The sequence below is a fragment of the Microbacterium terrisoli genome (genome assembly GCF_030866805.1).
Lineage (GTDB): Bacteria > Actinomycetota > Actinomycetes > Actinomycetales > Microbacteriaceae > Microbacterium > Microbacterium terrisoli.
The window spans coordinates 3,550,368-3,572,480 of sequence record NZ_CP133019.1 but is presented as its reverse complement, the minus strand read 5'-3'; the positions used below and the strand labels follow the sequence as shown (position 1 = coordinate 3,572,480).

Genomic DNA, 22,113 nt, shown 5'->3' with positions numbered 1-22,113 from the left:
CTCAGGCGCCACCGAGCGCACGCAGCTGAGTGAGCCCCTCGGCGATCAGTTCGGGCAGCTCGCGTGTCTCGCCGTCGGAGAGCCAGGCGGCGAACGCCGAGGTGAGCACCGCGATTCCCGCACGTGCCGCGATCGAGGCTGACGGCTCCGCCACGCCGCGATCGCGGAGTGCGGCGGCCATCCCATCGGCCACGCCGGCCATCTTGAGCAGCTCACGCTCCTGGAGGCCGGGATTGGCGGCGATCACCATGTTGCGGATGCGCGAATCCGCGCGTCGCTCGGGCTGGAAGAGCTCAAGGCTCGCGTACAGGCCGGCGGCGACGGCATCCAGCGCGGAGGCGTCTGGCGGAGCGCTGTGCACTCCGTCGATGAAGATCGCCGCGAACTTCTCCTGGTCGCTGAACAGCACCTCGCGCTTGTCGGCGAAGTAGCGGAAGAACGTGCGCTCGGTGACGCCGGCACGCTCGGCGATCGCCGCGACGGTCGTGGCCTCGAGGCCCTGCTCGCCGAACAGCTCGGCTGCGGCACGCCGCAGCCGCCCCGCGGCATCCGGTTCCCATCTCCCCATTCCCTGATGATATCTGATGACAGATGCTGACATCAGTGTTACTGTACCCATGTCAGTAACTGACATGACCATTTCAGGAGGACATCATGCGGTACTTCATCACCGGCGCGTCGGGTTGGATCGGCTCTGCCGTCAGTCGCGAACTCATCGCCGCAGGGCACCGGGTCAGCGGGCTCGCCCGCTCCGATGCGTCGGCCGAGGCGATGGCGTCATTCGGCGCGGACGTCGTGCGCGGCTCCCTCACCGATCCCGACGTGCTGCGGGATGCCGCGTCGGCGGCAGACGGCGTCGTGCACCTCGCCTTCACCCACGACTTCAACGACTTCGAAACGGCGTCGGCCATCAACCAAGCGGCGGTCGAGGCGATCGCATCGGCGCTCGAGGGCTCGGGCAAGACACTGGCGATCGCATCGGGCGTCGCGGGGCTCGTGCAAGGCAGGCCTGCCACCGAGAATGATGCCGGGGAGCGGCCGGTTCTTCGTCAGGCCACCGAGCGCTATGTGCTCGCGCTCGCCGGTCGTGGGATTCGTCCGCTCAGCCTGCGATTCGCGCCGACGGTGCACGGCACCGGCGGAGATCACGGCTTCATCAAGACGATCGCGCAGATCGCTCGGCAGCATGGCGTCTCGGGGTACATCGGCGACGGCAGCGCGCGGTGGGCGGCCGTGCATCGGGATGACGCGGCGCACCTCGCAAGGCTCGCGCTCGAGTCCTCTGAGCCGGGCGGGGTCGTGCACGCGGTCGGCGAAGAGGGAGTGCCGACCAAGGTGATCGCCGAGGCGGTCGGGGCGCGACTCGGCGTGCCGACGGCATCCATCGCCGCGGAGGATGCCGTCGAGCACTTCGACTGGATCGGCCGCTTCTTCGGTCAGGACTTCTCCGCGACCAGCGACATCACGCGCGCCCGCTACGGGTGGGAGCCGACGCACCCGACGCTGCTCGAAGACATCGCCGCGGGCGGCTACGACGTGCCGCGGGCAGACGCGGCCTGAACCCGAGTGTGCACAGCCGGCGGATCGCTCGCGTGATTCGCCGGCTCGGGCGCTCGCTGAGGCAGCGGCCGCGGCATCGTCAGGCGGATGACTCGGGCCGAGCGTGGGCCGCCAGGAGGCCGTCCAGCAGCACGCCGGTCATGCGCTGCGCACGGTCGGCGGAATCTCCCGGATGGCTGTCGCCGAGCCTACCGAGGGCGGTGATGAGGTCTTCGGCACGCATGTCGTCGCGAAGGGTGCCGTCGCGCGCGCCGGCGTCGAGGATGTTCTGGACTCTGGGAGCGAGCACACCGAGGAACTGATCCGGCAGCGGCCGGTATGCGGGGTCGCCGGAGTGCAACGCGCTCGCGAAGCCGCGCTTGGTGGCGAGGAACCGGCCGAGGCGCTCGGCCCACAGGCGCAGCGCCTGGGCGGGCGGAAACTGCTCCGCCAGGCGGTCCGCCTCGGCGGCGGTGGCTTCCAGCTCCCTGCGGAAGACCGCGATGATCAGATCCGAGCGGTGCGGGTAGTTGCGGTAGATGGTCCCGACCCCGACGCCCGCCCGCGCCGCGATCTTGCGCATCGGCGCATCCACGCCCGACTCGGCGAACACCGCCTTGGCGGCGTCGAGTACGGCCGCCGTGTTGCGCTCGGCGTCGGCGCGTTTGCGGCGAGGGGCCGCGACGCGCTGCTCGATGGGTTGACTCAATCGACTTCTCCGCGTGACAAGCGGAACGATGTTCCGTATAGTAGCGGACGACTGTTCCGCTTCACTGAGCATATCGGCTCAGCGGCGGGACCGTGATCTTGGAGGAAGACCATGCAGTATCGTCCGTTCGGCCGCACCGGCATCCATGTCTCACCGTTCGCCCTCGGCGCGATGATGTTCAGCTCGTTCGGCAACTCAGATCAACGCGAGGTGGACACGATGGTGGGCCGGGCCCTGGATGCCGGCATCAACTTCGTCGACACCGTCGACGCCTATGGCGACTCGGAAGAGATGCTCGGCCGGGCGCTCAAGGGTCGCCGCGACGACATCGTGCTCGCCTCGAAGTTCGCGTTGGCGCAGGGGGATGACCCCAATCGCCGGGGTGGCTCACGCCGCTGGATCATGACCGCCGTCGAGAACTCACTGCGTCGCCTGCAGACCGACCATCTCGACGTCTACCAGATGCACCGCCCCGACCCCGACACCGACATCGAAGAGACACTCGCGGCGCTGACGGATCTCGTGCGCAGCGGGAAGGTGCGGGTGATCGGCACCTCTGACATGCCGGCATCCGACATCGTGGAGGCGCAGTGGATCTCACAGCGCCGGGGCCTCGAGCGCTTCCGCAGCGAGCAGCCGCACTACTCCCTACTGGATCGCTCGATCGAACGCGAGGTGCTGCCGGTCGCGCAGCGCTACGGCATGGGCACGGTGATCTGGAGTCCGCTGGCCAGCGGCATGCTCACCGGCCGGCTGCGCCGCGGACAGGAGAGCGACCTGCTCCGCACGCGCAGGTTCGCGGCACTGCGGGATGAGCGGCGGATCGATGCGGTCGAGCAGTTCATTCCGCTCGCCGAAGAGGCGGGGATGTCGCTGACCCACATGGCTCTGGCCTTCGTGATCGCCCACCCCGGCGTGACCGCCGCGCTGATCGGTCCCCGCACGATCGAGCAGCTGGACGACCTGCTCGCCGCCGCGGAGGTGAGCCTCTCCGACGATGTGCTGGACCGGATCGACGCGATCGTCGCGCCCGGCACCGGAATCGGACGGATGGACCAGGAGTACGACACGCCGTCGATCGTCTCGGCGAGCCTGCGCCGCCGGCCGGTTGCGGAGCGGTCGGCTCAGTAGGTACCCGCCCGGGCTCACGCTGCGCCGCGATGCGAGGTCATGACGCCGTATCGCGGCGCAGCGAGTGGCCCCCGGCGAACAGTCCGTCGGGGTTCAACACCGCCCACGGCGTCCACGGTCGCGCGCGGCTCACGGCCGACGAGATGCGGCGCTTCGCCGGACCGGAGCGTCGTGTGGGCTGATCCGATACGCCCCGCTCCGGTCGGACTACGGTCAGAACATGGTCGACGGCAATCCGATCGCTGCGGGGTGGGATCGCACCTACCTGGGCACCCCGCCCTGGGACATCGGCCGCCCGCAGCCGGCGTTCCTCGCCGCAGCGGACGAGCTGGCCGGCACTGTCGTCGAGTTCGGGTGCGGCACCGGCGAGCAGACGCTGCTGGCCGCCCGGCGCGGTGCGCGGGCCATCGGGCTCGACATCTCGTCGCGGGCGATCGCGCGGGCACAGGCGAAGGCTGCGGCCGCCGGGCTCGCCGCCCAGTTCGAGGTCGCCGACGTTCTGGATGCCGCGTCCCTGCCCGCCGATCTCGAGGCGGTCGCCGATCTTGTGATCGATTCGGGTACGTTCCACATGTTCGGCGCACATGACCGGCACCGGTATGCGGCATCGGCCGAGCGGGTCCTCACGCCCTCGGGTCGGTGCATGCTGCTGACCGTACGGCCCGACCCCGCACGATCCTGGGGCCCTCCCGGAGTGACCCCGGCCGAGGCGGTGGCCTCATTCGGAGAGCGATGGCGGATCGTCGACGTCACCGACACCTCCTTCGAGACGACGTCGCCTCTGGGCTCGATTCCGGCGAGCTTGATCGTGCTCGGCCCGGCGTAGCGCCAAGCCGACGGATGAGGATGCCGTGAAACCCGCCCATGCGTGACCCACGCGGCTTAACCTCTCCCCATGACCTCATCGCCTCCCGAGATCACCACGACCGGTCAGCTGCGCGCATCGGGCCACGTGCATCGCCCGCTGCGCGCTGAGCTGCGCGAGAACCTGCTGGCAGCGCTCGCCGACGGACCCGATCCGTGGCCGGGCATCCACGGGTTCGACACCACGGTCATCCCGCAGCTGGAGCGGGCGCTGATCGCCGGCCACGACATCGTGCTCCTGGGGGAGCGCGGCCAGGGCAAGACGCGCCTGCTGCGCAGCCTCGTCGGCCTGCTCGACGAATGGTCGCCGGTCATCGCCGGGTCCGAGCTCGGCGAGCATCCGTACCAGCCGGTGACACCGGCATCCCTTCGTCGTGCCGCCGAACTCGGCGACGACCTGCCCGTCGCGTGGCGCCACCGCTCCGAGCGCTATGCCGAGAAGCTCGCGACGCCCGACACCTCGGTCGCCGACCTCATCGGCGACGTGGACCCGATCCGCGTCGCCGAAGGGCGGTCGCTGGGCGACCCCGAGACCATCCACTACGGGCTCGTGCCGCGCAGCCACCGCGGCATCGTCGCGATCAACGAGCTGCCCGACCTGGCCGAGCGCATCCAGGTGTCGCTGCTGAACGTGATGGAGGAGCGCGACATCCAGATCCGCGGCTATGTGCTGCGCCTCGACCTCGACGTGCTCATCGTCGCCACCGCCAACCCCGAGGACTACACCAACCGCGGGCGCATCATCACACCGCTGCAGGACCGCTTCGGCGCCGAGATCCGCACGCACTACCCGCCCACCATCGACGAGGAGGTGGCGGTGATCCGTCAGGAGGCCGAGCTGGTCGCCGATGTGCCGGAGTACCTGCTCGAGATCCTCGCGCGGTTCACCCGCAACCTTCGGGAATCGGATGCCGTGGACCAGCGCGCCGGGGTCTCTGCGCGTTTCGCGATCGCCGGTGCCGAGACGATCGCGGCGGCCGCACTGCACCGCGCGACGCGGCAGCACGAGCCTGAGGCCGTCGCCCGACCCGTCGACCTCGAGACGGCCGTGGACGTGCTCGGCGGCAAGATCGAGTTCGAGACGGGTGAGGAGGGGCGTGAGCGGGCCATCCTCGAGCATCTGCTGCGCACGGCGGTGGCCGAGACCGCCCGGGCGCATCTGAGCGGCATCGACGCCACCGTGCTCGTGGATGCGCTGCACGGCAGGTCGGGGGGACCGGCGGCCGCCACGGTCATGACCGGCGAACAGGTGCCGGCTGCCGACGTGCTGGCCGCGATGCCCGTGCTGGGGGAGTCCGATCTGTTCGACCGGGTCGCCGGCCGGCTCGATGCGCACACACCGGGCGAGCGCGCCGGCGCCCTCGAGCTGCTGCTCGAATCGCTCTACCTCGAACGGCTGATCGGCAAAGAGAGCGCCGGGGGAGAGACCGTCTATGGCTGAGCGCAATCTCGACCCGTGGCATCCGGCGTACCTCCGGCATCCGCCCGTCAGCGAGGCAAGGAGCGGCTGATGGTGCGCAGCTTCCACCGCGTGCCCGCGCACACGGCACGGTACGGCAGGTATTCCGGCGGCGATCCGCTGGCCCCGCCGGTGCCCGTGCAGCAGGCGCTCGAAGCGATCGGCGCCGACGTGATGGCCGGCGTCTCGGCCGAGCGTGCGATGCGCGAATACCTGCGCCGCGGGGGTTCCGGCCGGCAGGGGCTCGACGATCTGGCGCGCCGCGTGCGCGAGCGGCGGGCCGAGCTGGTGAGCAGGCACCGCCTGGACGGCACCCTGCAAGAGGTGCGTCAGCTGCTGGACCGAGCGGTGCTCGAAGAGCGCAAGCGCCTCGCCACCGACGTGCAGCTCGACGACGACGCGCGGGCCTTCGCCGAGATGCGGCTCGAGAACCTGCCGCCCAGCACCGCCGCGGCGGTGAACGACCTCGCCGATTACGACTGGCAGAGCCCCGCCGCACGGGCCGACTACGACAAGATCCGCGAGCTGCTCGGTCGCGAGCTGCTCGATCAGCGCTTCGCGGGCATGAAGCAGGCGCTCGAGAACGCGACGGATGCCGATCGCCAGGCCATCCGCGAGATGCTCGACGATCTGAACGCCCTGCTCGACAAGCGTCGGCTCGGCGAAGACACCCAGGCTGACTTCGACGAGTTCATGCGCAAGCACGGCGCGCAGTTCCCCGAGAATCCACAGAATCTCGACGAGCTCATGGACGCTCTCGCGCAGCGCTCGGCGGCCGCGCAGCGGATGCTCAACTCGATGAGTCCCGAACAGCGCGACGAGCTGATGAACCTGGCGGCGCAGGCGTTCGGCTCCCCCGAGCTCATGCAGTCGCTCTCGCTCTTGGACGACAACCTGCGCGCGCTGCGACCCGGCGAGGACTGGACGGGTTCGGCATCCTTCTCCGGCGACGAGCCGATGGGGCTCGGTGAGGCGACAGGCGTGATGCAGGACCTGTCCGACCTCGATGCGCTCGCCGAGCAGCTGGGGCAGGTGTACCCGGGCGCGCGCATGGACGACATCGACCTCGATGCGCTGGCCCGCCTGGTCGGCGACGATGCCGCCGTGAACGCCCGCGCTCTGCGCGATCTCGAGCAGCAGCTGCGCGACACCGGCATGCTGCAGCGGGCCTCGGACGGCTCGCTGCGGCTGACGCCGAAGGCGATGCGCCAGCTGGGGCGGGCGTTGATGTGGGATGTCGCGACCCGCCAATCGGCCCGGTCGGGGCGCCGCGAGACGCGCAACGCGGGTGCGGCCGGTGACCGCACCGGTGCGACGCGCGAATGGGCGTACGGCGACACCGAGCCGTGGGACATCCCACGCACGGTCTCCAACGCGGTGCTGCGCACGATCGCGTCCGGCGGCGACGCTTCGCACGGTGTGCGGCTCGACACCCGCGACGTCGAGGTCGTCGAGACCGAGCAGCGCACGACCGCCGCCGTGGCGCTGCTGGTGGACACGTCGTTCTCGATGGCGATGGACGACCGATGGGTGCCCATGAAGCGCACGGCGCTGGCACTGCACCATCTGATCTCCACGCGCTTTCGCGGCGACGACCTGCAGCTGATCGCGTTCTCGCGGTACGCCGAGGTGGTCGATATCGAGCAGCTCACGGCGAAAGATGCCGTGTGGGACAAGGGCACGAACCTGCACCATGCGCTGCTGCTGGCCGAGCGGCACTTCCGTCGGCATCCGACGGCGCAGCCGGTGCTGCTGATCGTGACCGACGGCGAGCCCACCGCGCACCTCGAGCCGAACGGCGAGGTGTTCTTCTCGTACCCGCCCGATCCGTACACGGTGGCCGTCACCGTGCGCGAACTCGATACCGTGCAGCGGATGGGCGCGCAGACCACGTTCTTCCGCCTCGGCGATGACCCCTCGCTGGCGCAGTTCATCGACGCGTTGGCCGCTCGGGCCGACGGCCGGGTCGTCGCCCCAGAACTTGCCGACCTCGGTCGCGCCGTCGTCGACAGCTATCTCGGGGCGCGGCCGGGACGGTCGGGCACGCCCGAGGACCTCGGGGGCATGCTGCGCGGTCGATCCTGGTGGTGGTAGCGGGCGGTTCAGTCGCGCTCCGCGATCTCCTTCACCGCGGCGACCAGGCTGTCCCACATGTCCTTCGAGTGCGCGGCGGCATCGGGAGTGGCATTGTTGTCCTGCGCCAGGGTCAGCACGGTCTGACCCTGTGCAGCCCCGTCCTCGAGTGTCCACGTCAGCGTGTGGTGGTTCTCGGGTACGTCGGGCTGGCCGCTCAACGGACTGAAGTGAGTGTTGACGAGGCGGCGGCCGGGCTCGAACGCGACGACGATGCCGTGATCCTCGTAGGGCTTGCCCTGCCAGATGCCGCGCCAGCGAATCGGGCCGCCCACGGCCCAGTCGGTGACGAGTTCGGTGCCGAACATGAACTCCTTGGTGGCGCCGGGGTCGGTGAGCACCGCCCAGACGTGGTCTCGCGGCGCGTCGATCGCGATCGTCGACGTTGCTGTGTATCCGTCGGTCATCAGATGCTCGCTCTCTGCCGGATCGGCGTGTGGTGGGCCGGCTCGGCGTGTGGCGAACCGGCTCGGCACACTCTAAGGCTGGGGTCCCCCACCGGAGCGCCGACTCGCCCCCGGGGTTGCCACGACAGGCTCGTCGGCCTGCTGGGCAAGCCACTCGCCGAATCCAACGCGCTGTTCATCCCTACAGCACAGTGGGGGCAGCCTGCGTGCACGCCGATATCGGTGTGGAAGTCCACGGCGGGGCAGTGGGCGGATGCCGGCGGCCTGTGTGATCTGAGCTGGTCGTCGATCGGCGTGCTCGAGCTGACGGCCCTGCCCGACATCGACCCGCAGCGCTGGCAGCCGTGGGTGCGCGACGCGGACGTTCTGCTGGTCGACGGCGGCGAGGCGGTCTATCTCGGTGGCTGGATGCGGCGGTCCGGGCTCGCCGGGATGCTCCCGGCGTTGCCCGACACGGTATGGGTGGGAGTGAGCGCGGGGAGCATGGTCATGACGCCCCGCATCGGCCGCGAGTTCGTGGACTGGCGGCCGGACGGGTCCGACGAGACGCTCGGCGTCGTCGACTTCTCGATCTTTCCGCACCTGGACTACCCGGGCTGGCCGGACAACGCACTCGAGCGCGCACGGGAGTGGGCGACGAGGATGCCGGGACCCGCGTATGCGATCGACGATCAGACGGCGATCTCGGTTGTCGACGGAGCCGTCGAGGTCGTATCGGAGGGGCACTGGGAGTTCTTCGATTCGCGAGGGTGACATTCGGCGTGATGTTCGAAGCGCATCGCCTCCTCCCCAGTCGTGGAGCGGGATCGGTTATCTACAGATTCGAATCTCTCGAAGATATCTCTTGACTGTAATGCGTATATCTGTACTATTGGAGGTATGGAAGATCTGCTCACCGGACTCGAGGACGCCGTCGCCGCGCTGCGACAGGTGTGGACCGGTGACGACGACGTGCCGGCGGGTGCGGCATCCGAATTGAACGGCCCGCAGCTGGTGTGGGCTCTGGAACAGCTGGGCGCGGTCACCCGGCAGGTCGACGGTGTGCGTGCGCAGGTCGCCGCCGAAGTCGACCGGGAATCCCGCCGCGAACGGGGCGCCGATTCGCTCGCGAAGCAGCAGGGGTACCGCAACGCGGGCGCGATGATCGCCGCGGTCACCGGAATCGGTCTGGGCGAGGCGAATCGGGTGATCACCGTCGGCCGGGCGATCGCGCCACGACAGGCGCTCACGGGCGAGCCGCTGCCCGCGAAGCATCCCTTCGTGGCCGAAGGCGTGTGCGCCGGCCGAATCGGCCAGTTGGCGGCAGGGCTCATCGTCACGATGCTCGACAGGGTCGCCATGCGCTCGAAGGCCTCGGACCGCGACCGCGTCGAGCAGATCCTCGTGGAGCGAGCGCCCGGACTGACGCTCGATCAGCTGCGCAAGCTCGTCGCGCACTGTGAGGCCTGGCTCGATCAAGACGGCGTCGAGCCGACCGAGCGCGAGCGGCGCGACGCGGAGTACCTGCACGTTCTGGAACGCGACGGATTCCTCGTCATCGACGGCAAGATCGAGATCTCCCGCGGCGCTGCCTTCAAGGTCGCGATCGACGCGCTCGTGTCCGCCGTGTTCCGCTCCAAGCGGGACGACGTCACGCACGGTGACGACGACGCCGTCCGCCCCAACGTGCCGAAGCTGCAGGCTGAGGCGCTGATCCACCTCGCCGAACACGCATTGGGATGCAAGAACAAAGACCTGCCGCTGGCCGGCGCCACCGTCGTGGTGCGGATGGACCTCGAGACCCTCACCGAGGGTGCGGGGCTCGCCGAGATCGACGGCATCACCGCCCCGATCTCACCCGCCAGAGCCCGCCACGTCGCGGCGGCGGGAATCATCCCGGTCGTCCTGGACGGGGAGTCCGAAGTCATGGACTGGGGCAGAGAGAAGCGGTTGTTCACCAGACCGCAGCAGCTCGCGCTCGTCGAACGCGACGGCGGGTGCGCGATGTGCAATCTGCCACCCTGGATGACCAAAGCGCATCATCTGAACTGGTGGATGCGAGATCACGGAGAGACCGACATCGACGAAGGCGTGCTGCTGTGCGAGTCGTGTCACCACCGCATCCACGACAACGGGTGGGAAATCCGCATCGGAGGCCACGGCGTGAAAGCCAAGGTCTGGTTCATCCCACCAGTGACCGTCGACCCCGCGCAGACCCCGCGCCTCGGCGGCCGCGCACGCTTCTGCTACACCGCCGCCTGAGCACGCATCGCTACTGGTCGATCCAGTGCGGATGGGCGAGCAGTTCCTGCAGTTCGCTCACGAGTCGCGCCGTATGGAATCCGTCGGCGGCCGCATGGTGGATCTGGACGGCGAGGGGAAGCTCTACCTGGTCGCCTCGTCGCACGTAGCGGCCGAGCGTGAAGATCGGTGCGAGATGGTCCCAGGCGTCGCGGATGTCGAGCGTGAAACCGGTGAACGAGGCCCACGGAAGACTGGACACGTCGAACGCGTTCGCGGGCAGCTCGCCCTGCGGAAAGAATTCGGCTGCACTGCTGTGTTCGGCGAGAAGCGCGGCCGCCGCCTCGTGGAAAGCGCCGAAGTCCGCGTTGTATTCCGCCCACACGCACGAGAATGTCTCGCGCTGCGGGTTGAACACCGTGAACGCGGGGTGCACCACCGGCCAGATCGCCGGAGCGCCCGATTCTGTGAGACACATCCGGAATTCGTCGTGCCGATTGACGATCGACGCGATGGCCCAGATCTGTGCGATATACGTCTTGCGCGCCGATCGCGACAGGAAGTCGGCGAAGGCAGTGGCATCCAGCTGCACTGTCATCGAATAGCTGCAGGGCACGGCACGGCGATAGTGCGCGAAGTGCTCACGTCGGGGCCACGTCGTCAGGTCGATCGGGGTAGCGGGGTGCATGAGCCCAGTCTGGCGCGTCGGCCGGCGTCGGTCGGTCGGACTGATCGGGCCGGTGGGCGTGCGCCCTGCTGATGCAGCACCCGCTCTGCACTCCTCGCCCGCGGCTGCCGCGGCAGACCCGCGCTGCCCGGTCACCGCGCGATCGGGCATGATCGAGGGATGCCCATCGAGTTGCGCGAACCCTCCCTCGCCGACCTCACCGATGTCACCGAGGCGCTGCGCTCCTGGCAGCAGGACGGCGAGCCGCATCAGCTGCACCCCGGCGACATCGGCTGGTTCTGGCGCTTCGGCGCCGACGCGACCGCGGCGGCGCTGCGCGTCTGGAGTGACGGCGATCGGATCCTCGCAGCCGGATTCCTCGACGGGCCCGGGCTGCTGCGCATGACGACGGCGCCCGACGTGCGGGCCGACGGCGCGCTCGCAGCGCGCATCGCCGCCGACCTCGACGAGCCTCGACGCGGCGTGCTGCCGGCGGGTGAGGCGGACGTCGAGCTGCCCGCTGATGCGGCGGCGCGCGACGTGCTCGCGGCGAACGGGTGGGGGACCGGCGAATCCTGGACGGCGCTGCGTCGTGACGTGTCCGAGCCGGTCGAACCCTGCGGCATCCGTGTCGAGATCGTCGACGGCGATCTGGTGTCGGCGCGCACCGCGGTGCAGCGCAGCGCCTTCGAGCGCTCGACGTTCACCGAGCAGCGCTGGCACATCATGGCAGAAGGGCCGCTGTACGCCGATGCCCGCTGCCTGGTCGGATTCGACGACCGGGGCGAGGCGGTCGCGGTGGCGACCGTCTGGTCGGCGGGCGCCGGGCGGCCCGGGCTGCTCGAACCGGTGGGAGTGCACAACGAGCACCGCGGCCGCGGATACGGCCGGGCGATCTCGGTCGCCGCTGCCGCGGCGCTGCGCCAACTCGGCGCGTCGAGCGCGGTCGTGAACACCGAGAGTTCCAATGTCGGCGCGGTCGCGACGTATCGATCGGCGGGATTCACCGCTCAACCAGAGGTGCGGGTGACGGGACGTCGGCGCCGTCGCGGACGCCGGCCTCGCCCTCAGAACAGCGCCCGGCAGCGCATCCTCAGGACAGCGCCCGGCAGCGCACCCTCAGAACAGCGCCGCCGGCAACGCTCCCTCGAACTCGAGCAGCCAGCGCTTCGTGGCAAGGCCCTGACCGCGCTCGCCGCCGGAGTATCCACCCAGGCCATCGCCTGCCACGACGCGATGGCAGGGCACGATGATGGGGATCGGATTCGCGCCCATGATCGCCCCGATGCCGCGTGCCGGGATGCCGCAGCCGCTGCGGTCCGCGAGCTCGCCGTAGGTGACCTTCTCGCCGTAGTCGACGGTCTCGAACAGCGTGGTCAGGACCGTGCGCGTGCCCTCGGCCTGCGGCCCGAGGTCGAACGGCACGTCGAACCGGCGCAGCGTTCCGGCGAAATAGGCCGCCAATTGGCTGATCGCGGCGCTCAGCACCGGATCCGGGTCGGTCGTGGCATCCATCGGCCGCCGAAGACCCCAGCCGACGCCCGTGATCGCGTCGCCGTCGCTGGTCACTCCCAGTCTGCCGACCGGCGAGTCGACGGTGCCGAACGAAACCATGACCGGAGCGTATCGCGGGCCGCCGACGTCGCCGTCAGTGGGCCCGATGAACCTGAAGAAATGTTGTGCAAACCCGGTGAGTCCACTATCGTCTGGCGAGCAGGCGCTTCGAGTATGACCCACGTCGCAGCATCGCGAGGGTGATCACCAATCCCAGAGCCTTCTGGGGCGGTGGCCGCGTACGGCCGTTCTCACTCACGTCGTATCGGGGATCGAAGGGCGACTGCTTGTGGAATGCGCACGGAAATGGCTGGCCGTTGCCGTCGGCATCGGTGTGGTGGCGGCGATCGGGTTCACGCCCGGCGTCGCGCAGGCAGAGGCGACCGCAGGCTCGGCATCGGCGGGGATCGCCGCCCTGCTGGGTCTGCCCGATCAGGGTGGTCCGCAACAGACCGATACCCAGACGCTGCCAGGTCTGCAGTCGGTGGACCCGAGCTCGCAGATCTCGCTGATCGACCCGCCGACGGCGAACAATCAGGGCGCAGCGCGACTGTCATACCCGATCGAGGTGCCGGCCGGCCGCGCCGACTCGCAGCCGAAGCTGTCGATCGCATACGACTCATCGGCCGCGAACGGATGGCTCGGGCTCGGCTGGGACCTGTCGTCCGAGGCGATCAGCGTCGACACGCGGTGGGGTGTGCCGCGCTATGACCCCGACAACGAGTCGGAGAGCTATGACTTCAGCGGCAACGAGCTGACTCCGCTGGCGCACACCGGCGATCTGCAGCCGCGGCAGAAGAACCGTGAGTTCAAGGAGCGCATCGAGGGCACGTTCTACACGATCATCCGATGGGGCGATAGCCCCGCCGACTACTGGTGGGAGGTCATCGACCAGTCCGCCACCGCGTACTACTTCGGTGCGAAGCTCACCTACGTCAAAGACGCGCACGGTGACGCGGTGCTGACGCCGACGCTCGACGAAGATCAGGTGCTGCGGGACGCCAAGGGCAACATCTTCAAGTGGCCGTTGACCGTCATGCACGACTTCAGCGGCAACGTCACCACGTATCAGTACACGCGCGTCGACGATCCGGTGTCGGCGAAGGCCGACCTCGCGGGCACGCAGCTGTATTTGTCGAAGATCACCTACGACGGATTCGACTCGGGTGAGGCCATCGAGCCCGGCCCGTACACGGTGACCCTCGCGCTGACGCCGTACGTCTCGGGCACGACGCCGCGCCCCGACGCGATCACCGACGCGCGCGGCGGGTTTCTGCAGGTGACCGCGCGGCTGCTGAGCACCGTCACGGTCGCCTATGACGGCACGACGATCCGCTCCTACAAGCTTGCGTACCAGCCCGGAGAATTCCACAAGACGCTCCTGCGATCCATCGCCGAGTACGGCGCCGACGGCACGAAGTTCAACACGCACACGTTCGCCTATTACGACACCGTGAAACCCGACGGCGACACAGCCGGCTACAACGGCTTCACGAAGAACGCGACGACCTGGGACACCGGCTCGGACTCCGGCGTGACGGGCGCGGACATCTCCGGCCTCGAGAACCCCAGTTCGCTCAGCGGCGGCTATTCCAACAGCTACGACGGGCACATCTATCTGGGCTTCAACCCGCTCGAACCCAGCAAAGACGGCTCGGTCGGGGCCACTCTCGACGTCAACCACATCGACTCCGACGAGTCCCTGGCGCTGCTGGACATCAACGGCGACGGGCTGCCCGACAAGGTCTTCGAACGCGGCTCGGGCGTGTACTACCGGCTGAATCGCTCGGGACCCGACGGCGGCTACACCTTCGGCGAGGCGCACGAGGTGCAGGGACTGAACACGCTCGGCACCCAATCCGCAGACAGTGTCACGGTGGGGCCCGAGGCGCACATCGCGGCCTCGCTGGCGTACGGCCACACGTGGACTGTGAACACGTCACGCGTCTATTTCATCGACGTCAACAACGACGCCCTTCCCGATCTCGTGCACGGCACCTCAGTGCTGTTCAACCATCTCGTCAAAGCCGACGACGGAACCATGACGCCGGCGTTCTCAGCCGACAGTGCGCCGACCAGGGTGCCGATCGGCGAGAGCCACGTCGACGCGAAGGCGCTGCTGCCCGAGCTCACGGAGATCTACCAGCAGGAACTGAAAGCTTCGCCGCTGGTGGATGCCGTGCGCCGGTGGGTGGCACCGTACTCCGGCACGATCGCCATCACCGGGTCGGCCGGAATGGCAGACCCGGCGCCGTCGTCTTACGACACGGCCGACGGAGTGACGGTGGCGATTCAGCACAATGGCGCGCAACTGTGGTCGCAGCACGTCGGTGCACGCGCGACCGACGGGGTCACACCGCCGGAGGGCAAGGTCGGCGCCATCGACGTGAAGGCGGGCGACCGCATCTACTTCAGGGTGGAATCCGGCTACGACGGAAAATACGACGCGGTGGCCTGGAACCCTACGATCACCTACACCGATCGGGCGGCGGGCACCGATGTGAACGGCCTGCCGACGACCGTGTTCACCGCGGCAGACGACTTCACGACGGCCGGTCGGCCCGACATGCGCATCACGATGCCGTTCACCGGCACGATCGGTTTGTCCGGGGCGCTGTACAAGACGGCGCCCACCAGCGACGACGTCACGCTGCAGGTGCTGGACGTCGGCATGGTCGGTGCTGCGGCGCACACGCCCAAGGTCCTGTTCACGCGCACGCTGCGCGCCGACCAGATCGGCACGATCACGCCCCCCGACGACCTCGACGTCGCAAAGGGCCAGGTGCTGGAGCTGAAGGTGGCCGTCGATTCGCGCATCGACCTCGCCCGCATCCGCTGGGCGCCGCAGCTGTACTACACGGCCGGCACCGCCGCCGACGGCGAACCGCTGGTGACCACCGATCAGAGTGGGAAGCACGTCATCCAGCTCAATCCGCCCTATAGCACCGATGTCTATGCCCGCTCGACCATGGCGAGTCCCCAGACCGGGGTCGCGCGCGACAAGGGCGCCTACGTTATCGTGCCGAGCACGCCGGCCACGGTGCCCGCGACGCCCGGGCAGGCGGGCGCCACCGGCGACCCGGTGCCGATGGCCGGCCACCCCACCGGAACGATCGTGTTCACGGCCAAGACCGCCCATCGGCTGCTGGCCAAAGAGACCCTGACGGTCACGAAGGGTCTGGTGACCGCCTGCAGCATCGAGAAGACGACGGATGCCTCGACGTCGGCGTGCGATCTGAACGCCACGGGCGGGTGGCCGAGCGTGACGATCGACCTCGACACGGACGCGCGGGTCTTCTACGCGTTCTCGACGGTGGACCCCGTGTTGTCGGACGACATCACCTCGGGGGCAGCCGGCGGCGACGCGGTTCCCGTGTATGGCGCGTACAACACGGCCGACTCCGCGCAGAACGTGATCACGGGCAAAGGACTGTATGCGCAGCCGTACCGCGGCTGGGCGTCCACGAGCTACAACGGCGGCAACCGCAGCGATGCCGATGCGGCGATGGACGAGTCGAAGCTGATCATCGACACCAGCGACTATCCGAGCCCCGACGACTACTACCACCCCGATCTGGGCAGCGACGGCGAACATTCGAACAACACGAACACGCACCCCTATCCGACCAACGACACGGCCTTCGACCCGACGAAGGGCGGGTTCGTGGGTGCCGCCGACAGCCCGAACCCGATCAATGCCGACGCGTGGCCGCTGGCGCCGAGCCCGGCGCACCGCGACGAGTCCACGCAGCCCGCCGCCGATCTTCCCGACCAGTGGGCGGGGTCGAAGAACGAGAGCTGGACGCGCGCGGGCACGATGTCGAGCACCCGGCTCGGCCAGGACTACGTGCAGGTGCCCAGCGCCGACGACTTCGCGACCGCGGGCGCTGTGTGGCAGGTCAGCCTGTCGCAGCAGGACGCCATCGAGGCAGACCTGTTCGGCATCGGCGGGTCGTACTCGTGGGGCTACAGCGACGGCCTGCTCGACGAGCTCGACATGAACGGCGACGGCTTCCCCGACATCGTCAGCGGCGGGAACGTGCAGTACACCGACCAGGTCGGCAGGCTCGATTCGTCCGCCGCCTCGGTGCTGGGTGCGGGCGCGGCCGGCGGCATCCCGGGCCTGCCCGGATCGAACTCGGTCCGTGAGACGCACTCGTCGGCGTGGAGCCTCGGGCTCTCCGGCGACCTGGCGCGATTCGGCGCGGACGCGAAGGGCTCGACGAATGCACCTCAGCAGGCACAACCCGGCTCGGGCATCGTGAAGAAGGCCGGGTCCGCATCGTCGGGCGCCCATGCGGCCGACGAGGGTACCGCGAAGCGCAATGCGGCCGGGGCGCTGCCCGGCAGCGCGGGTGGGGCGGCGGAGTCCGGCGGGGCCGCAGGCGAAGAATCCGACTCGGAGGGGTCGGGCGGCTCGTCGGCGGTGAGCAAGCGCGGCTCGGGGTCGTCGGGAGCCTCCGGCAACGACGCCGAAGGCGGGGCGCCCCTGAGCGCCTCCGACATCGCCAGCAAGCTGAACCTCGGCGTCAGCGGCAAATACGGGCAGGGCACGAGCAACCACGACGACGACCACGAACCGGGCTTCCCACTCGTGGACACCGATCTGATCGACATCAACGGCGACGGTCTGCCCGACCGCGTCTCGACCGACGACAACGGCCACATGAAGGTCGCGTTCAACCTCGGGTATGCGTTCACCGACGCGGTCAGCTGGAGCGATGACGCGGTGGTGCAGAAGGGGTCGAGCGCTTCGGTGACCGGCGGCGCCACCCTCGGCTTCAACGACGGCATGTTCGGGATCAGCGGGGGCGTGGCCGGAGGAACCGAAGCCGACCAGGACGACGGCGTGCTCGTCGACATGAACGGCGACGGGCTCGTGGACTACGCCACGGACAAGGATGGCGAGCTGCTGGTCGCGGTGAACACGGGCGACGGATTCGCGGCGCCCGTCGTGTGGCAACACGCCATGACCTCCGCCCCGATCGACGGCGTGGACTCTCAAGTCGCCACCAGCACGAGTGTCGACCTCGGCGGCGGCGGCTACTTCACGGTCGGCATCCCGACGTGCTTCATCCCCCCGGACTTCGAGCCCGCGTGCTACATCATCATCAACCCGGGCTTCGACTACAGCCGGTCGATGACCCGGCAGGAGCTGCAGCTGCGCGACGTGAACGGCGACGGCTATCCCGACAACCTGGCGAGCACCTCGGAGTCGAAGCTGGACGTGAAGCTCAACCAGACCGGCACGACGAATCTGCTCAAGACCGTCGATCGACCTCTGGGCGCATCGTTCGACATCGAGTATGCGCGCACCGGAAACACCACCGACGATCCCTCGTCGACATGGGCGATGAGCAAGGTCACCGTGCACGCCGACACCCCGGCACCCAGTGTCGACACGCAGGTGGCGACGTATGCGTACGACCACAACGTGTACGACCAGTTCGAGCGTGAAGGCTACGGCTTCGCCACCGTCACCAGCAGCCAGCTCGGCGCGGACGGCCAGGCCTACCGCAGCGTCGTGCAGCGCTACGCGAACGACAGCTACTACGACCAAGGTCTGCTGACGCGGCAGACCCTCGTGGATGCGTCCGGTGCGAAGCAGACGCAGACCGTCAACGACTACACCCTGTACGACGTCGACACGGGCAAGGACCTCACCGCGGTCCAGGCCCGCGCGAACAGCGCCGACGCGGTGTTCCCCAAGCTGTCGACCACGACCGAGGAGTACTACCAGGGTCGAGCTGCACCCGGCAAGACGACGTCGGCCGACTACGTGTACGACGCCCACGGCAACCCGACGCGGATCATCGACCACGGCGACGGCCCGCAGAACACCGTCATCGCTGACATCACGTACGCGGACTGCCCCGCCGCCGATCCGAACGACCCCGGCGCGGACGACGATGCGACGAACGTCTTCAACGTGCCCACCGAAGTGAAAGTCACCGGCGCCGACGGTGACATCCTGCGCGACGAGCACTCGATCGTGAAGTGCTCCGACGGCGCGCCCTCGAAGATCGCGCAGTCGCTGGCGGACGGAACCAGCGCCGTCACCACCATCGCCTACGACGAGCACTTCAACATCGCATCGATCACGAACCCCGCAGGTGCTGGTGGCAAGGCGTACAAGGTCACGTACGAGTACGACCCGCAGACCTCGACCTACCCCAGCATGGTCACCGACAGCTTCGGGTACCGATCCACAGCCACGTACGATCCGAGGTTCGGCGCCGTCGCGTCGTCGACCGACCTCAACGGCAACACCACCGATTATCGCTACGACGAATTCGGCCGGATCATCGCCGTGGTCGGGCCGAACCAGCAGGGCAGCGGGGCCGACACGCTGAGCTTCGAGTACGCCCCCGACGCCGCCGTGCCGTGGGCGCAGTCCCACGCCATCGACACGCTTTACGGCGGCACGCTCGACACGGTCACGTTCGTCGACGGACTCGACCGCACCGTGCAGACCACGCACGACGCCACCGTCGCGACGGCGGCGGCCGAGGCTCCCAAGCACGTGGTGGTCGCGTCCGGCCGCGTCGTCTTCGACGCCTTCGGGCGCACGGTCAAGCAGTACTACCCCACCGCTGCGCCGCTCGGCGCGGAGGTCGCCTTCCACGCGGACTTCGACGCGGTGGACCCCGCCGTCAGCACGTATGACGTCCTGGACCGGCTCACGAAATACGTCGCGCCGAGCCATGCCACGACCACGTGGGCCTACGACTTCGGCGACGACAGGGCCGGCGACACAGAGTTCCGCAGCATCCGCACCGATGCACGTCAGAACACGACCGCCACCTACACCGACGTTCGGCGGAACGTCCGTGCCGTCGCGATGCACAACGGCGGCGACGACGTGTGGACGCAGTATGCCTACAACCCGCTCGGCCAGCTGACAGCGACGATCGACGATCACGGCAACACGACCTCGATCGCGTATGATCGGCTCGGCCGCGAGACCTCGATCACGAGCCCCGACTCGGGCCGCACCGACTACGGCTACGATCTCGCGTCGAACATGATCAGCCAGCAGACGGCGGATCTGCGTGCCGCAAAGGGGTCGCCGCAGATCACCTACGGCTACGACTACACGCATCTGACGTCCATCCACTACCCGGGAGCGCCCGAGACCGACGTCGCCTACACCTATGGCGATCCGGGCGCGGCGCACAACGGGGCCGGGCGCGTCGTGGCCGTGACCGACCAGGCGGGCCGCCAGACGTATGAGTACGACAAGATCGGGGACGTCACCCGCGAGTCGGACACGATCAACGCGATCCACGCACAGCCGCACCAGACCTACGTGACATCATTCGGCTACGACACCTGGGGGCGCCAGCACACGCTGACCTATCCCGACGGCGAGAAGCTGACGTATTCGTACGGATTCGGCGGCCTCGTGGACGCCGCGGCAGGAGCCGTGGACGGCCGCACGCAGGTGTACGTCAGCGGGCTGCAATACGACAAATTCGGCCACCAGGTGCTGCAGCAGAACGGCAACGGCACCGCCACCCGATACGGGTACGGCGCCACCACGCAGCGACTGGTGACCATCGCATCCACCGGCGCGTCGGGGGTGTTCCAGAACCAGTCCTATGCGTACGACGCGGTAGGCAACGTGACCGCCGAGCGCAACGACGTGCCGGCCCCCACAGCCGGCGAGTACGGCGGCCCGAGTTCGCAGACGTTCACGTACGACGACCTGTACCGTCTGACCAGCGCGACGGGCACATATCGCTACGCGCCGAAGAACACCCGCACGTACGCCCTCCGACTCACGTACGACTCGCTGGGCGACATCCTGACCAACACTCAGACCGACACGATCACTGTGCCGGGTGGCGCGAGCCAGGTGCAGGCGGCCACCACGCACGACTGGAGGTATGCGTACCAGGGGATGCAGCCCAACGCGGTCAGCGCCGTCACGGGCACAGGCACACTCTCGGGTGTGAGCAACGGAAAGGGATCGGGCAACACCCCGTCGATGGGCGCCGCGTTCAGCTACGACCCGAACGGCAACCAGACGGGGTGGCAGGCGAGCAAGGGCGGCGAGCGCCGCTCGATCGTGTGGGACGACGCGAACCGCATCCAGAGCATCGCGAACAACGGTCAGACCACCCGGTTCCGCTACGACGCGAACGGAAACCGCGTCGTGACATATGGCCCGGGCGGGGTGACGACCACGGTGAATCGCTACTACACGGTCATCAACGCCGATCGAATCGTCAAGAACGTCTTCGTCGGCACGCAGCGCGTTGCGCAGCATTCGTACACGACCGACGAACCCGACAGCGATGCCGTGTACTGGTATCAGCGTGACCTGCAGGGCAGCACGGCATACATCACCGATCAGGGCGGCACCGTCTTCCAGCACCTGGAGTACTTCCCCACGGGTGCGCCCTGGGTCGACGAGGTCAGCGACCCGCACGTCATCGACTACCTCTATGCGTCGCAGGCCTACAGTCCGGTCACGCAGCTGTCGTACTTCGGGGCGCGCTACCTGGATCCGGTGCTCGGCCAATTCCTGTCGCCGGACCCGGCGATGCAGCCATCGCCCCAGGCGGCGGTCGATGACCCGATGCGGCTGCAGCCGTACAGTTTCGCCGATGACAATCCGGTGCGAAACGTCGACCCCGACGGGCGTGCACCGACCAGCGCCCAACAGGAGTACCTGCACCGCGCGTTCTCGACGCCCGAAGGGCGCCAGGCGTTCATGACCGGGACCGACAGAGTCGTGAAGGCCTGGCTGGGCACGCAGCCGCGCCATGTGCGGTGGGCGGTGAATGCGGCCACGAACAAGAGCAAGCTGATCGGCGCCTACAAGAAGTTCGCAGCGCCCGACGTGCCGCCGCTGATCGGAGTGACTCTGCACAAGGGGGGCAAGATCAAAGTGAAGATCATCGGCATCTCGATCGGACGCCGCTGAGGGGACGGGCCCCGGTGCCCGGCCCTCGGTTGCCGGCGTGTTTGACATGCTGGGAGACATGACTGATCTCGACAACATCATCCCCGCTGACCGTCGCCGCCTGCTCGAGCTGCCGCTGTACGGGCACCTCGGCACGATCCGCCCCGACGACACCGTCCAGGTCACGCCGATGTGGTTCGAGTTCGACGGCGAGCACATCCGCTTCACGCACACCAACCGCCGACAGAAGTTCCGCAACCTGCAGCACAACCCCGCGATGGCGCTGTCGATCCTCGATCCCGACGTCCCGTCCCACTATCTCGAGGTGGCCGGACACCTCGCCGAGGTCGTGCCCGACCCCGAAGGCGCTTTCTATGTGCGGCTGCAGAATCGGTACGGCGATCCGAGCACGACACCGCCCGCAGACAGGGCGAACCGCGTCGTCCTCGTGATGTCGATCGACCGCGCCACGCACCAATAGTCGCGATCGCGGCATCCCGAACCGGCGCGGCAGCGGCA

The 22,113-nt window shown here is 68.6% G+C and carries 14 protein-coding genes and 1 pseudogene; 10 read left to right on the top strand and 5 right to left on the bottom strand.

What is annotated here, in order from left to right; genetic code table 11:
- Position 1: 1 nt before the first annotated feature.
- Positions 2-568 (bottom strand): TetR family transcriptional regulator, encoded by a 567-nt coding sequence (locus tag QU603_RS16150; protein ID WP_308492406.1) that lies wholly within the window; start codon positions 566-568, stop codon positions 2-4.
- Between the two features lie 86 nt (positions 569-654).
- On the opposite strand from QU603_RS16150, the gene QU603_RS16145 reads away from it, so the two are divergent.
- Complete coding sequence (locus QU603_RS16145) at positions 655-1,560, top strand: SDR family oxidoreductase (protein WP_308492405.1); 906 nt, start codon at positions 655-657, stop codon at positions 1,558-1,560.
- Between the two features lie 79 nt (positions 1,561-1,639).
- Here QU603_RS16145 and QU603_RS16140 read toward each other — a convergent pair whose 3' ends face one another.
- A complete protein-coding gene (locus QU603_RS16140) occupies positions 1,640-2,248 on the bottom strand; it encodes a TetR/AcrR family transcriptional regulator (protein ID WP_308492404.1) in 609 nt (202 codons plus the stop codon).
- Positions 2,249-2,359: 111 nt separating this feature from the next.
- Between QU603_RS16140 and QU603_RS16135 the strand changes: the two genes are divergently transcribed.
- The 4 genes from QU603_RS16135 (at position 2,360) to QU603_RS16120 (ending at position 7,796) form a co-directional block, all read left to right on the top strand.
- Entirely contained in the window at positions 2,360-3,379 is a 1,020-nt protein-coding gene (locus tag QU603_RS16135; RefSeq protein WP_308492403.1) for an aldo/keto reductase, read from the top strand.
- Positions 3,380-3,599: 220 nt separating this feature from the next.
- A complete protein-coding gene (locus tag QU603_RS16130; protein WP_308492402.1) occupies positions 3,600-4,205 on the top strand; it encodes a class I SAM-dependent methyltransferase in 606 nt (201 codons plus the stop codon).
- 69 nt (positions 4,206-4,274) lie between these two features.
- On the top strand, positions 4,275-5,684 hold the full coding sequence (locus QU603_RS16125; protein ID WP_308492401.1) for a sigma 54-interacting transcriptional regulator: 1,410 nt from the start codon (positions 4,275-4,277) through the stop codon (positions 5,682-5,684).
- A gap of 69 nt (positions 5,685-5,753) precedes the next feature.
- Positions 5,754-7,796, top strand: coding sequence for a VWA domain-containing protein (locus QU603_RS16120; protein ID WP_308494050.1), 2,043 nt, complete (start codon positions 5,754-5,756; stop codon positions 7,794-7,796).
- An 8-nt stretch (positions 7,797-7,804) separates the two neighbouring features.
- Here the strand turns inward: QU603_RS16120 and QU603_RS16115 are convergent, their stop codons facing one another.
- Entirely contained in the window at positions 7,805-8,242 is a 438-nt protein-coding gene (locus QU603_RS16115; RefSeq protein ID WP_308492400.1) for an SRPBCC domain-containing protein, read from the bottom strand.
- 78 nt (positions 8,243-8,320) lie between these two features.
- Here QU603_RS16115 and QU603_RS16110 point away from each other — a divergent pair, with 78 nt between their 5' ends.
- Positions 8,321-8,995: a Type 1 glutamine amidotransferase-like domain-containing protein gene (locus QU603_RS16110; RefSeq protein WP_308494049.1), complete on the top strand. Its 675-nt coding sequence runs from the start codon at positions 8,321-8,323 to the stop codon at positions 8,993-8,995.
- Positions 8,996-9,037: 42 nt separating this feature from the next.
- Complete coding sequence (locus QU603_RS16105; RefSeq protein ID WP_308492399.1) at positions 9,038-10,483, top strand: HNH endonuclease signature motif containing protein; 1,446 nt, start codon at positions 9,038-9,040, stop codon at positions 10,481-10,483.
- Positions 10,484-10,493: 10 nt separating this feature from the next.
- Here QU603_RS16105 and catA read toward each other — a convergent pair whose 3' ends face one another.
- Complete coding sequence (gene catA, locus QU603_RS16455) at positions 10,494-11,150, bottom strand: type A chloramphenicol O-acetyltransferase (RefSeq protein ID WP_369698786.1); 657 nt, start codon at positions 11,148-11,150, stop codon at positions 10,494-10,496.
- A gap of 159 nt (positions 11,151-11,309) precedes the next feature.
- Here catA and QU603_RS16450 point away from each other — a divergent pair.
- A pseudogene (locus QU603_RS16450) lies at positions 11,310-12,077 on the top strand (GNAT family N-acetyltransferase); the annotation flags it as partial.
- Positions 12,078-12,248: 171 nt separating this feature from the next.
- Here the strand turns inward: QU603_RS16450 and QU603_RS16090 are convergent.
- Positions 12,249-12,743: a methylated-DNA--[protein]-cysteine S-methyltransferase gene (locus QU603_RS16090; protein ID WP_308492397.1), complete on the bottom strand. Its 495-nt coding sequence runs from the start codon at positions 12,741-12,743 to the stop codon at positions 12,249-12,251.
- Between the two features lie 229 nt (positions 12,744-12,972).
- Between QU603_RS16090 and QU603_RS16085 the strand changes: the two genes are divergently transcribed.
- Positions 12,973-21,615, top strand: a complete 8,643-nt coding sequence (locus QU603_RS16085; RefSeq protein WP_308492396.1) for a SpvB/TcaC N-terminal domain-containing protein — start codon at positions 12,973-12,975, stop codon at positions 21,613-21,615.
- A gap of 58 nt (positions 21,616-21,673) precedes the next feature.
- A complete protein-coding gene (locus QU603_RS16080; RefSeq protein ID WP_308492395.1) occupies positions 21,674-22,075 on the top strand; it encodes a PPOX class F420-dependent oxidoreductase in 402 nt (133 codons plus the stop codon).
- The last annotated feature ends 38 nt before the right edge of the window (positions 22,076-22,113 follow it).

Bases quoted from the DNA above. Each gene is read 5' to 3' on its own strand.
- QU603_RS16080 (WP_308492395.1), top strand. From the start codon at position 21,674: ATGACTGATCTCGACAACATCATCCCCGCTGACCGTCGCCGCCTGCTC.
- QU603_RS16090 (WP_308492397.1), bottom strand. From the start codon at position 12,743: ATGGTTTCGTTCGGCACCGTCGACTCGCCGGTCGGCAGACTGGGAGTG.
- catA (WP_369698786.1), bottom strand. From the start codon at position 11,150: ATGCACCCCGCTACCCCGATCGACCTGACGACGTGGCCCCGACGTGAG.
- QU603_RS16120 (WP_308494050.1), top strand. From the start codon at position 5,754: ATGGTGCGCAGCTTCCACCGCGTGCCCGCGCACACGGCACGGTACGGC.
- QU603_RS16115 (WP_308492400.1), bottom strand. From the start codon at position 8,242: ATGACCGACGGATACACAGCAACGTCGACGATCGCGATCGACGCGCCG.
- QU603_RS16135 (WP_308492403.1), top strand. From the start codon at position 2,360: ATGCAGTATCGTCCGTTCGGCCGCACCGGCATCCATGTCTCACCGTTC.
- QU603_RS16145 (WP_308492405.1), top strand. From the start codon at position 655: ATGCGGTACTTCATCACCGGCGCGTCGGGTTGGATCGGCTCTGCCGTC.
- QU603_RS16130 (WP_308492402.1), top strand. From the start codon at position 3,600: ATGGTCGACGGCAATCCGATCGCTGCGGGGTGGGATCGCACCTACCTG.
- QU603_RS16125 (WP_308492401.1), top strand. From the start codon at position 4,275: ATGACCTCATCGCCTCCCGAGATCACCACGACCGGTCAGCTGCGCGCA.
- QU603_RS16150 (WP_308492406.1), bottom strand. From the start codon at position 568: ATGGGGAGATGGGAACCGGATGCCGCGGGGCGGCTGCGGCGTGCCGCA.